15 protein-coding genes are annotated in these 12,851 nt (G+C 62.9%); 9 read left to right on the forward strand and 6 right to left on the reverse strand.

The annotated features are described in order from the left end of the window. Positions 1–9: 9 nt before the first annotated feature. Both HGI47_RS01345 and HGI47_RS01350 read right to left on the reverse strand, forming a co-directional pair. Positions 10–666 carry a hypothetical protein gene (locus HGI47_RS01345; RefSeq protein WP_168850974.1) on the reverse strand — a complete coding sequence of 219 codons (657 nt, stop codon included), beginning with the start codon at positions 664–666 and terminating at the stop codon, positions 10–12. Between the two features lie 128 nt (positions 667–794). Continuing rightward, positions 795–1,151, reverse strand: a complete 357-nt coding sequence (locus HGI47_RS01350) for a hypothetical protein (protein WP_240949905.1) — start codon at positions 1,149–1,151, stop codon at positions 795–797. Between the two features lie 135 nt (positions 1,152–1,286). Between HGI47_RS01350 and HGI47_RS01355 the strand changes: the two genes are divergently transcribed. Next, positions 1,287–1,817, forward strand: a complete 531-nt coding sequence (locus HGI47_RS01355) for a helix-turn-helix domain-containing protein (protein ID WP_206065911.1) — start codon at positions 1,287–1,289, stop codon at positions 1,815–1,817. 140 nt (positions 1,818–1,957) lie between these two features. Here HGI47_RS01355 and HGI47_RS01360 read toward each other — a convergent pair whose 3' ends face one another. Then, a complete protein-coding gene (locus HGI47_RS01360) occupies positions 1,958–2,269 on the reverse strand; it encodes a UrcA family protein (protein ID WP_168850975.1) in 312 nt (103 codons plus the stop codon). 272 nt (positions 2,270–2,541) lie between these two features. On the opposite strand from HGI47_RS01360, the gene HGI47_RS01365 reads away from it, so the two are divergent. The 4 genes from HGI47_RS01365 to HGI47_RS01380 all read left to right on the forward strand — a co-directional run bounded on the left by HGI47_RS01365 (position 2,542) and on the right by HGI47_RS01380 (position 6,208). Continuing rightward, positions 2,542–2,838 (forward strand): hypothetical protein, encoded by a 297-nt coding sequence (locus HGI47_RS01365; RefSeq protein ID WP_370521588.1) that lies wholly within the window; start codon positions 2,542–2,544, stop codon positions 2,836–2,838. Between the two features lie 70 nt (positions 2,839–2,908). Further along, a complete protein-coding gene (locus tag HGI47_RS01370) occupies positions 2,909–3,715 on the forward strand; it encodes a diacylglycerol kinase family protein (protein ID WP_168850976.1) in 807 nt (268 codons plus the stop codon). A gap of 33 nt (positions 3,716–3,748) precedes the next feature. Beyond that, complete coding sequence (locus tag HGI47_RS01375) at positions 3,749–4,597, forward strand: metallophosphoesterase (protein WP_168850977.1); 849 nt, start codon at positions 3,749–3,751, stop codon at positions 4,595–4,597. A 195-nt stretch (positions 4,598–4,792) separates the two neighbouring features. Continuing rightward, a complete protein-coding gene (locus HGI47_RS01380) occupies positions 4,793–6,208 on the forward strand; it encodes a methyl-accepting chemotaxis protein (protein WP_240949907.1) in 1,416 nt (471 codons plus the stop codon). A gap of 33 nt (positions 6,209–6,241) precedes the next feature. On the opposite strand, the gene HGI47_RS01385 is transcribed toward HGI47_RS01380, so the two are convergent. Both HGI47_RS01385 and panC read right to left on the reverse strand, forming a co-directional pair. After that, positions 6,242–6,580, reverse strand: a complete 339-nt coding sequence (locus tag HGI47_RS01385; protein WP_168850978.1) for a DUF2322 family protein — start codon at positions 6,578–6,580, stop codon at positions 6,242–6,244. Positions 6,581–6,585: 5 nt separating this feature from the next. Further along, positions 6,586–7,440, reverse strand: a complete 855-nt coding sequence (gene panC / locus HGI47_RS01390; protein WP_168851321.1) for a pantoate--beta-alanine ligase — start codon at positions 7,438–7,440, stop codon at positions 6,586–6,588. Between the two features lie 100 nt (positions 7,441–7,540). Here panC and HGI47_RS01395 point away from each other — a divergent pair, with 100 nt between their 5' ends. Genes HGI47_RS01395 through pgmG form a run of 3 tightly spaced genes read left to right on the forward strand, consistent with a single transcriptional unit; the run spans position 7,541 to position 10,098 of the window. Continuing rightward, on the forward strand, positions 7,541–8,380 hold the full coding sequence (locus tag HGI47_RS01395; protein WP_240949909.1) for a division plane positioning ATPase MipZ: 840 nt from the start codon (positions 7,541–7,543) through the stop codon (positions 8,378–8,380). Next, positions 8,380–8,670: a molecular chaperone DnaJ gene (locus HGI47_RS01400; RefSeq protein ID WP_206065912.1), complete on the forward strand. Its 291-nt coding sequence runs from the start codon at positions 8,380–8,382 to the stop codon at positions 8,668–8,670. Before HGI47_RS01395 ends, HGI47_RS01400 begins: the two co-directional genes overlap by 1 nt. Positions 8,671–8,676: 6 nt before the next feature. Continuing rightward, positions 8,677–10,098 carry a phosphoglucomutase/phosphomannomutase PgmG gene (pgmG, locus tag HGI47_RS01405; RefSeq protein WP_168850979.1) on the forward strand — a complete coding sequence of 474 codons (1,422 nt, stop codon included), beginning with the start codon at positions 8,677–8,679 and terminating at the stop codon, positions 10,096–10,098. A gap of 2 nt (positions 10,099–10,100) precedes the next feature. Here the strand turns inward: pgmG and HGI47_RS01410 are convergent, their stop codons facing one another. Next, entirely contained in the window at positions 10,101–10,934 is an 834-nt protein-coding gene (locus tag HGI47_RS01410) for a BON domain-containing protein (RefSeq protein WP_206065913.1), read from the reverse strand. A gap of 178 nt (positions 10,935–11,112) precedes the next feature. Here HGI47_RS01410 and HGI47_RS01415 point away from each other — a divergent pair, with 178 nt between their 5' ends. Continuing rightward, positions 11,113–12,831: an Hsp70 family protein gene (locus HGI47_RS01415; protein WP_168850980.1), complete on the forward strand. Its 1,719-nt coding sequence runs from the start codon at positions 11,113–11,115 to the stop codon at positions 12,829–12,831. The last annotated feature ends 20 nt before the right edge of the window (positions 12,832–12,851 follow it).

Below are 12,851 nucleotides of genomic sequence, written 5' to 3' on the forward strand. Positions count from 1 at the left end.
GCCGCGTCCTCAATAGTGCGATTTCTCGTCCGGCTTGGCGAGGTCATAGCAGTGCGCGATGTCAAACTGGTCGGCCGCACCCGCCGCCGCCATCGCCCCACGCTCTTGCGCCAGGGTGCGGTCCGCCGCTTCGCTACTGCCGCCTGTGGAGGCAATGCTCTTGCGCTGACGGTCCGCCAGCACCATCGCCAGCGTCTTCAGATCGCGCGCCGCCGCGCTCATCCCTTCGCGCGCGTGGACTTCCTCATAGGCCAGATCCAGAATTGCCGCGCACTGCGCCAGATCGGGCTTTTTGAGCGGCGGCACCGTGGCATCGAGCCGCGCTGCGCAAGGCTCTGCCAGCGCCGCCAGCGCCGCGTCAGGATCAGGGGCAGCCTGCAAGGCCTGCACTTCAGCCGCGATCAGCGCCCGCACTCCATCGCGCGTCAGGCCAGCCTCGCGCATCACCCGCTCGCCCGTATCGGCAAAGAAGCTTTTGCCCCGCAGCGCCAGCGGCGGCCAGCCCGGCAGCGCATCGCCCCCGGCTTGTTCCATAGCGACGATGGCAAAAGCGGCAGAGCAGCGCAAATCCGTGCGCTGCACCTCGGTCAAAGCAGGCGGGGGCGTCTGGGCGCCAACCGGCGAGATGCCGAGAAGCAGGGCGGGCAGAAGGGCAAGCAAGCGCATCTGCCTGCCATAGCCTCAAAAAAGGGGCCGCGAACAGGGTTTCTCGTTCGCGGCCCAATGACCTTCACGGTCAGGGATTGCGTGACCCACAGGGTATAGGATGGGGCACGCGCTGGAGACTGTATCGATTATCCGGCAGCAGCTTCGTTGCAGCGGGCCAGATCATCGGCGGCAAGTTCGCCCTGTGGCGTGGCAAAGCGCGCCACCGGGCCGACCTTCTGCGCAAGGCGCGCGCAGACGATCACCGGGCGCGACGTATCGCGCGCGGCAAAGCATTCCGCGCCTTCGCACTTCCACAGCAGGCCCTTCTGCACCAGCTTCTGCGCGCCATCCATCGGACGGGTCAGCGTGGCGGAATAGAACGGGCCATTGGCGGCAGCGCGCACCGGTGCGGCGGTCATGGCAAAGCTGGCAGCCGTGCCGGCCAGAGCCAGAACAGCCGGAAGAAGCTGGCGGAAAGCGCCATTGCGTTGTGCGAACATCATCGTGTTTCCCCTGAATTCGGTCTTTATTGGGGCCACGGAAACATGCTGCTTGGAGAGGATGCTATTTCCGTTGCGAATCACTACCTATCAGTATAGGTTTTAGGTTGCAACTAGAAACTTAAATAGGCGCATGTGATGGGCTATGACGAGGACGATATGGAAAAGCACAATGCCCCCCACATGCGGGAACCCTTATGCGAAATCGCCCAGTGCGGCCTCCCGCTCGCGCTTGAAGCGATGGGAGAGCGCTGGTCATTCATGATCCTGCGCGCTGCGTTCAATGGTGTCCGCCACTTCGAAGATTTCCTCGAAGCGCTGGGCATCGCGCGAAACATCCTTTCCAATCGCCTGTCAAGGCTGGTGGAGGTCGGCATCCTGAAGCGCGAGCATTGCGCCGATGATCGCCGCCGCATCGAATATCGCCTCACGCCCAAGGGGTTGGACCTTCTCCCTGCCATGCTGGCGCTGCGCCAGTGGGGTGAAAAGTGGCAGCTTGGCGTGCCCGCCAACCCGGTGATGTGCGACGATCGCGATGGCCAGCCGATCCGGCCCATCGGCATCGTATCGCACGATGGGCGGCTGCTTGCCCCGGCCGACCTGATGTGGCGCGATCGCAGCGAACTGGATGCGGAGACAGCTTTCGAACCGCTGCGCAAGGTTCCATAGAAGCCCATGAAAAAGGGGCCACCGGTTACAGCGATGGCCCCTTGAGTTTGGCCCGGTGGGGGACTGATTTCCGCCGGGCAGATTGAACTGGCCACTACTGCCCCAGCTCAAATCCTTAACGCTGGCTCAGCGCATTCCCTTCACTTCGCCGTCACAGCGCGTGGGCGCAGATCGTCCTTGGCGCGGCGCGCATCGGTCAGTGACTTGACGTAGCACTTGCGCGCCGATTCGAATTCGGAGCGCTGCAGGTTCGGCGATTTCAGATCGCACACCTGCTTGGCCGCGGCACGCAGGCGGCTGTCCAGCCTGGCCTGACCTTCCTTGGTCGACAGATCGAGATCGCCATAACCGACCACGCGGGTTCCGGCGAACGCAGGCTGGCTGGCGGACAGGGCAAGGCCGAGGAGGCCTACGGCACAGAAAGACTTGGCGAACAGGGTCTTGGTGAGCATGACTACTTCCTTCGGTGCCGGAGGATTGTCCGGCTTGTGTTGACGGCTGCCGGACGAACCCGGCGGGCTTTTCTTGCTGTGGCGACCGGGGCTTTGGCCGGCGGTTTCGGGGGTCTTTGGCTGGGAGCCTCGCCGGTCACCACATGCAGTCTTCCTACGCCGTCCGGTGATGCGAAGCGCGCACGGCTCGACCGAAATTCCCCTACGTCCGACAAAGGTTTAATCCGTCCGACCAACGACATTGGCAGGTCCACGAACTACAGGTGTGACAAGTGCAGCGCGTTTTCATAAGCTGTGCAGACATGGCGCTCGTGATCACCTTCCTGCTTGGCATCGGCAATTTCGCGCTGCACCGCGCGGTCATGGCCAGCGGCCACCCGCTGCTGGGGCGGATGCCTGGGTTCGTCCATTCGCTGGGTGGGCGCTTCACTTTGGGGATCGAATTTCTGCTGCTTTTCGCCGCGCTGATGTTCGCCTCGGACGGCAATACCGCAGGCCCTATCGCCTATGTGATCTACTCGGTGCTCAACAGCTTCTCGGCATGGCTGATCCTGACGGACAGGGTATGAGGAACCGCCACAGCATTCACCGGTTCTGCGGGGCATGACCCATCCCCCCGTCTGGTCCCCTGTCTGGCTCGTGACCAACCCCGCAAGCGGCAGCAACAGCCCCGCAGCGGTAGAAGCGCTCACGGCTGCGCTCGCTCCTGCACGCACGCTGGCCTTCCCCAACGATCTGCTGCCCACGCGCGCCGATCTGGAAGAGGCAGGCGTCGGCACGCTTGCCGTGTTCACTGGCGATGGCACGATCAATTCCGCCGCTGCTGCGCTGGAAGGCTGGGGTGGCGCATTGCTCGTCCTGCCCGGCGGCACGCAGAACCTGCTGTCAAAGTCGCTGCACGGTGATCGTCCGCTGGATGCCATCCTTGCCGATCTGCCGCGCGCCAATCGCACCCGCCGCCGCGGCATCCGCACGTCGCAGGGCATGTCGCTGATCGAGGTTCTGGCAGGGCCGGGTGCCATGTGGGCCGATGTGCGCGAATCCGTGCGCGACCTTGATCTCGGCGCGATGGCCGAGACCTTCTCCAACGCCCTGCGCGAAACACGCGAAGGCCCCGCCGTCCATCTGTCCGATCCGGCAGAGGGCAAACCCGAAGGCTATCGCGCCATCCTCCTCGCACCCGAACGCGATTGCGTGCTGGTCGAAGGCTATGACTTTGCCGATATTGGCGAATTTGCCGCGCAGGGCTTTGCCATGCTGGTGAAACGCAATTTCCGTGAAGGCCCGCACGACGATATCGGAATCTTCCCCACCGTAACCGTGGCCAGTGATGCCCCCATCGCGCTGATGATCGATGGCGAGCGGCGTCAGGGCGAATCGCGCGAGAGTTTCACGTGCGAGGAATTTGCCCTCGACTTTCTCGCCACGGCCAAAGCAGACTCTTGACCGGCGCGCCAGCAGCGTCAATCACCCGCCCCGATGACCCGGCTCTTCCATATCAGCGATATCCACTTCGGCCTTGAAGACCGCCGCGCGCTCGATTGGGTGGCGCAATGCATCGCGCGCGAAAGGCCCGATGCCGTGGCAATTACCGGCGACCTTACGATGCGCGCCCGCCATCGCGAATTTGATGCCGCCTGCCACTGGATCAGATCGCTCGACGTGCCGGTCACTGTCGAGGTGGGCAATCACGATCTGCCCTATTTCAACCTGATCGAACGCTTCATCGATCCCTACCGCCGCTTCCGCGCCATCGAAGGGCTGGTCGAACGCGAACTCGACCTGCCCGGCATGGTCATCGTCCCGCTCAAGACGACGGCCCGCGCGCAGCTTCGCCTCAACTGGTCAAAAGGCAATGTCGGCACAGCCGCCCTGCGCCAAACGCTCGCCGCGATTGATGCCCTGCCCGCCGGAACGCGCGCCGTGGTGGCCTGCCATCACCCGCTGGTCGAAGCCGGAACGCGCGGCAAGGCGCTCACGCGCGGCGGCAACAAGGCGCTTGCAGCGCTAGCCAGCCGAAACGTCCTTGCCGTCATTTCCGGCCACGTCCACGATGCCTTCGATCTGATCCATCCGACCAGAAACGGCCCGGTGCGCATGATCGGTGCGGGCACGCTCAGCCAGCGCGTGCGCTCCACCCCGCCCAGCTTCAACGAACTGACCCTGCAAGGTGGCCAGATCACCGTCCGCGTCCGCAATCTGGAACATGTGCCCACGCGCGACATGATGATCGATGATGTGCCCGAAAATGCCCTGCCACCACGGGCCGAGGGCGAACCCGTCGCCCCCGTAGCCGCCGTGCCTGAAATCGATCCGCCGGTTCATTGATTTAGCTGGGTGGTTTATCCGTGGCTTCCGACACGAAGTTGGGCCGGACATATCTGCCATTCCAGCACCGCGAAGGTGCGCTGGACAAATCCTGACGCTAAGGGTTTACACTACATACCTTCGTGCAGGTTTGTTACCCCACGATTGGTAAGCTCTGCCCACTAAAAATGTGCGCAAACCGTCAAGGATACGCACTTGGCAAGGGTTCGCATCATGCTCGACTGGTTTGAAAGAGAAGCGCCAATCCGGCAAAAGTTCGGTGCTTTGCTGGCGATCTACACCACGTTCGCCTTGATGGGGCTGATAGGTGCTGGAACCGCCTCTTTCTCGCTGGTTCCCGGCGCCGTGTCACTTGGAATAGCCTTGGTGGCAGCGACAGCGATCATCGCAACCACCCTGGTTGCACGGGACCGCATCTGCACGCCCTACGTCAACACCGTCCTGCGCATGGAAGCGCTGGCAGCCGGAGACACCGAGAGCCAGATTCTCTATACCGACTATCACGATTGCGTCGGCCGCATGACCAAGGCGATGTCGACGTTCCGCGACAACGCGGTCAAGGTTCAGCAGGCCGGTGAAGCGCAACACCTTGTCGTGAGCACGCTCAAGACCTCACTCAACGCGCTGGCGAAGAACAAGTTGGATTGCACGGTAGAACAGCGTTTTCCCGGAGAATACGAAGATCTGCGGCAAGACTTCAATCGCGCAGTGGCATCGCTCGCAGAAGCGATGGCCCTCGTAAACGCGACCGCCCAAAGTGTGCTGGCCGGCTCGGAGGAAATCCACAAGGCTTCAAATGACCTCGCGCGACGCAATGAACAACAGGCTGCCAGCGTCGAGGAAACGTCCGCCGCGCTCAATCAGGTCACCGACAGCGTGAATGCAATGGCGCGCTCTGCAACAGAAGCGCAAAGCTCAATCGGTCAGACACACGAAGAAGCGACCAACGGCGGCGCCGTCGTCGAGAAGGCCGTCGATGCAATGGCGGCAATCGCCAAATCGGCAGACGAGATCGGCCAGATCGTCGGCCTGATCGACGGCATCGCATTCCAGACCAATTTGCTGGCACTGAATGCAGGCGTCGAAGCGGCGCGGGCAGGCGATGCTGGCAAGGGATTTGCCGTCGTAGCCACCGAAGTGCGTGCGCTGGCGCAACGCTCTGCCGACGCGGCGCGCGACATTCGCGGCCTGATCTCAACGTCGACCGAACAGGTCAGCGCGGGCGTTGATCTTGTAGGGCAAGCAGGCACCGTGTTATCTGGAATTGTCCATCGCGTTGGCGAAATCAACGATCTGGTCGCCGCTATTGCAACCAGTGCCCACGACCAAGCCGACAGCCTTCATCAGGTGAATGCCGCTGTATCCGACGTTGATCGGGTGACACAACAGAATGCAGCGATGGTCGAAGAATCCACCGCAGCCGCACGGTCGCTCTCGGTGGAGGCAACCGAACTGACCGAAGTGGTCAAGCGCTTCGATACCGGAACCCATCGGGCAAACGTCAGGCAATTACCTCCACGCAAGTCAATCGGCATCCCGTCAGGCAGTTATGCCACGGCGGGGAACGCGGCACTCAAGGTGAACAACGCCGTCGACTGGTCGGAGTTCTGATCCCTCTCGCTGCCCGCCTAGGGTCAGGACCTTTTAATCGCCCCGCACGACTGTAACAGCCATCGGCGCGCCACTTGCCTGAACGTCGAAGAGGCGGTCGATATTGGGATGGGCTCCGGGCCGGGCTTTTGCGTCTGCGGAATGCTCCGCAAACACCTCCAGGCCGTGCGCGGCAGCTTCCGGTGTCACCGCTCCGAAGCTCTTTGCGAGATACTGGTAAACCGCCAGCGATCCCTGCTTCCCCGCTTCGTTGGGGATGCTGGCCACCACGCTCCCGCTCGCGTCAATCAGGTCAATGCGCGCCAAGCCTTCGATGGATGGCAATTGCGCAAGGTTTTCCTTGAACGATGCGCCCGGTGCAATCTTCGCCATAAAACTCATTCCATTCCCATGTTGTCGATCAGCCGGGCCGCGCCGATGCGCGCGGCCACCAGCACGCGCGCATCGCGCCTATCCCAGCCGAACAAGGTCTCAAGTGTCGCCGCATCGCGCAGATCGCCGTAATCGACCGAGGTGAACCCGGCGGCCAGAATTTCGGCCTTCATCGTATCCAGACTCTCGGTCACGTCGGCGCCGTCCTTTATCGCCGCAATCGCGCGGCGCATGGCGGCAGAAAGCTGTGCCGCTCGGTCCCGCTCGACCTCGGTCAGATACTGGTTGCGGCTGCTCATGGCGAGGCCGCTTGCCTCGCGAACGGTTTCCACACCCACGATATTGTCGACATGCGGCTGGGTCAGGTCCAGATCACGCGCCATGCGGCGGATCACGGCCAATTGCTGCCAGTCCTTCTCGCCAAACAGCGCCACATCGGGCCGCACCTGGTTGAACAGCTTGCACACTACCGTTGCCACGCCATCGAAATGGCCGGGCCGCGCGGCCCCGCAAGCCACCTCGCTCACCCCCGAAACGCCGATGTTGGTCGCATAGCCCTGCGGGTACATCTGATCGACCGTGGGCGCCCACAAAATCGCCACGCCCTCTGCCTCAAGCAGCGCGGCATCGGCGGCCATGCGGCGCGGATAGGCATCGAGATCCTCGGTCGGGCCGAACTGGCGCGGGTTGACGAAGATCGAGGCGACGACATGGTCCGCGCAAGCCCGCGCTTCGCGCACCAACGTCAGGTGCCCTTCGTGCAACGCGCCCATTGTGGGCACGAAGGAGATAGTTTTTCCCCCGATTTTAAGCGCATCGACCGCCTTGCGCAGGTCTTCCAGCCGGTTGATCGTTTGCACCTTGGCGGCCTCTCCAGTAAGTCGGAATACGTGGGCGATAGGGGGGCTGGCGGCCTCTCGCAAGTCCGCGCTATTGCAACTGAACAGAGAGTGCCCAGCCTTGTCCACCGGCCCCCATCGCATCGTCTTCGCCAACGAAAAGGGCGGCACTGGCAAGTCCACCACGGCGGTCCACGTCGCCGTGGCGCTGGCCTATCAGGGCGCGCGGGTGGCCACGATCGATCTCGATTCGCGCCAGCGCACGATGCACCGCTATTTCGAAAACCGCGCCGAAACCATGCGCCGCCGCGCCATTTCGCTGCCCACCGCCACGTTCGAAGTCTATGGTGGCGATAATGCGGAAGAACTCGATGCACTGACCGCGCGCCTTGCTGAAGCACACGATTTCCTGATCTTCGACACGCCGGGTCGCGATGATCCGCTCGCTCGCCACGTCGCCACCCGCGCCGATACGCTGGTCACCCCGCTGAACGACAGCTTCGTCGATTTCGACCTTATCGGCCAGGTTGACGCCGAAACCTTCAAGGTCCGCCGCCTGTCTTTCTACGCCGAACTGATCTGGGAAGCGCGCAAGAAGCGGGCGATGACGACGATCACCGAACAGCGGCGCGAGATGGATTGGGTGGTCGTGCGCAACCGCACAGGCTTTACCGAAGCGCGCAACCAGAAGCGTATCGATCAGGCGCTGACCGAGCTTTCCAAGCGTGTCGGCTTCCGCGTTGCCAGCGGCCTTTCAGAGCGCGTGATCTATCGCGAATTGTTCCCTAGTGGACTGACTTTGCTGGATAAAGGCCATCTTGGCGAACTGGGCACCAGCCATCTTGTTGCCCGGCAGGAACTGCGCACGCTGGTCGGCGGATTGAACCTGCCGAAGGTAGATCCTGAACTGCACCTAGAAGCACCTACGAGCACCAAGACCCCACTTGAGAGCGCCGCCTGATGATCAAACTGCTCACGATCATCGCCTTGGCGAGCGTTGCCTGCAAGCTGCTCGCCGGGCGCTGGCCGTGGGAAATTCTGTCGGGCGATCCACGCGACCGGAACGAGAAAAAAGCGCGCAGCCTCCTCGGCCTGAATGCCGATGCCGGGTATGAAGACGTGATCGAAGCGCACCGCCGCCTGATCCAGAAAGTCCACCCCGACCGCGGCGGCACAAACGAAGCCGTTCACGAAGCGAACGCCGCGCGCGACCTGCTGCTGGCACGCCTTTCGGATCGTCGCGGTTCCTGATCACGAATGTCGGGGCACCGCTTTCACCCCTCGATCCTGCGCGAATACGACATTCGCGGCGTCTTTGGCGAAACGCTGACGGTTGAGGACGCCCACGCGGTTGGGCGCAGCTTTGGCACGGTGGTGCGGCAACGCGGCGGGAGCCGAGTGGCTGTGGGCTATGACGGACGGATCAGTTCGCCCGTGCTGGAACACGCGCTGGTCGAAGGATTGACGGCAAGCGGCGTGGATGTGGTGCGGATCGGGCTTGGGCCCAGTCCGATGCTCTATTTTGCGGCAACGCCTGCCGCCAAAGCGTTATTTCCAGAGGTGCAGGGCGGCGTTCACGTAACCGGCAGCCACAATCCCGCCGATCACAATGGCTTCAAGATGATACTTGAAGGCGCCCCGTTTTTTGGGACCGACATAATCGATCTCGGGCGCATCGCCAACGAAGCCGCGTGGATGAGCGGCAGTGGGAGCATCAGCCACGCCGATGTTACCGAAGCCTATGTCGATTGCCTGATCGGCGCGCTGGACGGGATCGACCGCGATGTTCTGGAAAGTATCCGCATTGGCTGGGATGCTGGCAACGGTGCGGCTGGTCCCGTTATCGACGCGCTGGCTGCGCGCCTGCCCGGCACCCATGTCCTTCTTCATACGAGCGTGGACGGCCATTTTCCCAACCATCATCCTGATCCGACTGTGGAATCCAATCTTGCCGATCTTCGCGCCGCTGTCTTGGCAGGATGCCTCGACTTCGGTGTGGCATTTGACGGCGACGGGGACCGGATCGGCGCGGTGGATGGCAAGGGGCGGGTGATCTGGGGTGATCAGTTGCTGGCCATCTATGCGCAGGATGTGCTGCGCGAATGCCCGGAATCAACGGTTATCGCGGATGTGAAGGCCAGTTCCACGCTGTTCGCGCGCATTGCCGAACTGGGTGGAAAGCCGCTGATGTGGAAAACCGGCCATTCCCCGATAAAGTCCAAAATGAAGGAGACAGGTGCGCCACTGGCTGGCGAGATGAGCGGGCACATGTTCTTTGCCGACCGCTACTTCGGTTTTGACGACGCCCTTTACGCCGCCGTGCGCCTCATTTCCGCCACCATCCGAATCGGAACAAGCCTGACCGCCCTGCGCGATGCAATGCCCGAACGCGTGGCCACCCCGGAACTGCGCTTCCATGTGGACGAGGCGCGCAAGTTTGCTGCTGTGGATGAGGTTCTGCACGCGCTGCGGGCCGATGGCGTGGGCCTGAACGATACCGACGGCGTGCGCGTTGACACTCTGGACGGGTGGTGGTTGCTGCGCGCATCGAACACGCAGGATGTGCTGGTCGTGCGCGCCGAAAGCGACAGCGACGAGGGCCTCGCCCGCCTCCTTTCAGAAGTGGACGCGCGCCTCGCCGCCGTGGGTTTACAGCGCGGCCCGCAGGCCGCGCATTAGCTTCAGGCTACAGGCGTCCCCCCGACGCCCCAGCCCAGCGTTCCGCCTTCGCGCGCTTCTTCGCGGTTATCTGCTGCACCGGTTGTGGCAACGCGCAAGTTGTTCTGAACGTGCTTCACGCCGCTGACATCATCGACGCAATCTTCGGCGCGGCGTTTGTCCGCACGGCTGGTCACGGTGCCGGTCAAAGTAACCTCGCCTTCGGTGACACTGACCGAAATCTGGCGGGCATCAATGAACGGATGGTCGGTCAGACGGTCATTGGCATCTTCACGGATGCGTTCATCGGTGCGGGTGTAGTCGCTCGGTCCGCGACCGCGATGATCCTGTTCGCGCCGCCGTTCCGCATCGTCATCACCGAACCAGCTCCACACTTCATCGACGGCACGATCTACGAAGCCGCGCGGATCATCGTCACGGTATGCGCCGCGACCGCTGTATCCGGCGCCGCCTGACGCATGATTTGTCCGGCCTCCCCATGCGCCAATGCCTTGGCCATAGTCCTGTGACGTAAACCAGTCAGCGCCGGACGGACTGGGATTACCTTGTCCATCCTGCCAGCGCGAACGACCGTAAGTCTGATTCTGACCACGGTCATTGTAGGGGTTGTAATGCCGATCCCCCACTTCCCAATCATGGGTGCGACGATCCCCGCGCATATCGTCATTGCTTTGGTAGCCGCGCGACGTACCCGCGCCGGTATTGCCCGAACGGTCCCAACGGTCGCGTCCAAATTCGCCTGCATAGCCCCCGCGCGCATGATCGTTTCCTGCCATGCGATTGCGGCGCTCATCTTCCCAGCGATCACGCGATTCCCAATCAAAACGGTTTGCCATCGTCACTCTCCTGCGAAATTGGCATAAGTTATTGTGATGGAAAGAGAACGGGCGTCATGCGGGTTTGTCCCCGGCGGCTGTCGCATGCATCAGGCACCTCGTCGCGCCATCGCTTTGTCCTTGCCAAATCCGCCACGCCTGACGCATCACCAGCGGCCTTCGACGTGCGGGATGACGAATGCTTATCGGGATCGATCTGGGGACCACCAACAGTGCGGTGGCTCTTTGGCAAGGCAGCGAAAATGGGGGTGAAGCGCAGCTTGTGCCCAACGTGCTCGGCTCACTGCTGACGCCGTCTGCCGTCTCGGTCCTGCCCGATGGCTCGATTTTGACAGGGGCTGCCGCGCTGGAGCGGATGGCTCTCAAAGACGGCGCTACCGCAACCAGTTTCAAGCGGCTGATGGGCACCGACCGCAAGGTCAGGCTTGGCAAGAAGGAATTCTCTGCTGAAGAGCTTTCTGCACTGGTGCTGATGGCGCTGCGAAGCGATGTGGAGGCCCACACCGGCACGCGCCCGACCGAAGCGGTAATCACGGTGCCCGCCTATTTCAACGACCGCCAGCGCAAGGCCACGCGCCGCGCGGGCGAACTAGCGGGGCTGACAGTGCGCCGCCTGATCAACGAACCCACCGCCGCAGCGCTGGCTTTCGGATTGCAGGACAAGGCAGAGCGCGAGCCGTTTCTGGTGTTCGATCTGGGCGGCGGCACGTTCGACGTTTCCATCGTCGAGATGTTCGAAGGCATCGTTGAGGTGCGCGCCTCTGCCGGCGACAACCGGCTGGGCGGGGACGATTTCAACAGTGCCATCGCCACGGCGGTGCGCGGTCGGCTCGATCCCGATGGCCTGCTGGGCAAGATCGACGAACGCCGCGCGCAAGCGCTGCTGCTGCAAGCCGCAGAGCGCTCGAAGCGGGGTTTGAGCGAGGCACAGGAAGCCGAATTTGCGCTGACCGCGGACGGCACCCGGCTTTCCACCACCGTCACCGCCAGCGAATTCGAAGCGCAAGCCGAAGGGCTGATCCGCCGCCTGCGCGATCCGGTGGTGCGGGCATTGCGGGATAGCCAAATCGATGCCGCATCGCTCAGCGAAGTCGTGCTGGTGGGCGGTGCTACGCGAATGCCGCTGGTGCGCAAGGCGATCACGCGGCTGTTCGGGCGTTTTCCCAACTCATCGGTCCACCCCGATCATGCGGTGGCGCTGGGCGCGGCGATTCAGGGCGGGTTGATTGCGCGCGATGGCGGATTGGAAGAAATCCGCATTACCGACGTGTGCCCTTTCACGCTGGGGATCGAGACGGCGGAGCATTCGGCGCGAGGCACCGTGCAGCAGGGGCTGTTCTCCCCGATCATCGAACGCAACACGCCGGTCCCGGTCAGCCGTTCGGGCCTATTCAGCACGATGGGCGACGGGCAAAAGCAGATCGAGGTGAAAATCTATCAGGGCGAGGCGCGCGAGGTTTCGGGCAATGTCCACCTTGGCCAGTTGAAAGTGCCGGTGCCGCCGCGCCCGGCAGGCGAAGTGTCGATCGACGTGCGGTTTTCCTATGACAGTTCCGGCCTGCTGGAAGTGGACGTGGAAGTGCCGCTGACCGGCGCGAAGCACAATCTGGTGATCATCGACGAGGAGGATCGCAAGGCCGCGAGCGATCTGGAATCGCGGCGCAAGGCACTGGCCGCGCTGAAGCACCACCCGCGCGAAGAAGCCGCAAACCAGATGCTGCTGGCGCGGGCAGAGCGCTGTTATGAAGAGTTTCTGGGCGATGTGCGCGCGGTGGTGGGGGACCGCACGCGGCAGTTCGTGGCTGCGCTCGACAGCCAAGACCCGCGCCGCATTGCCGATGCCGCCACCGATCTGACCGGGCTGCTCGACATGCTCGAAGCGAACCCGCCGCTTTGACACACCCATGACACTGGCAC

Origin of the sequence: Novosphingobium sp. ERN07, assembly GCF_012641335.1 — a bacterium.
GTDB lineage: Bacteria > Pseudomonadota > Alphaproteobacteria > Sphingomonadales > Sphingomonadaceae > Novosphingobium.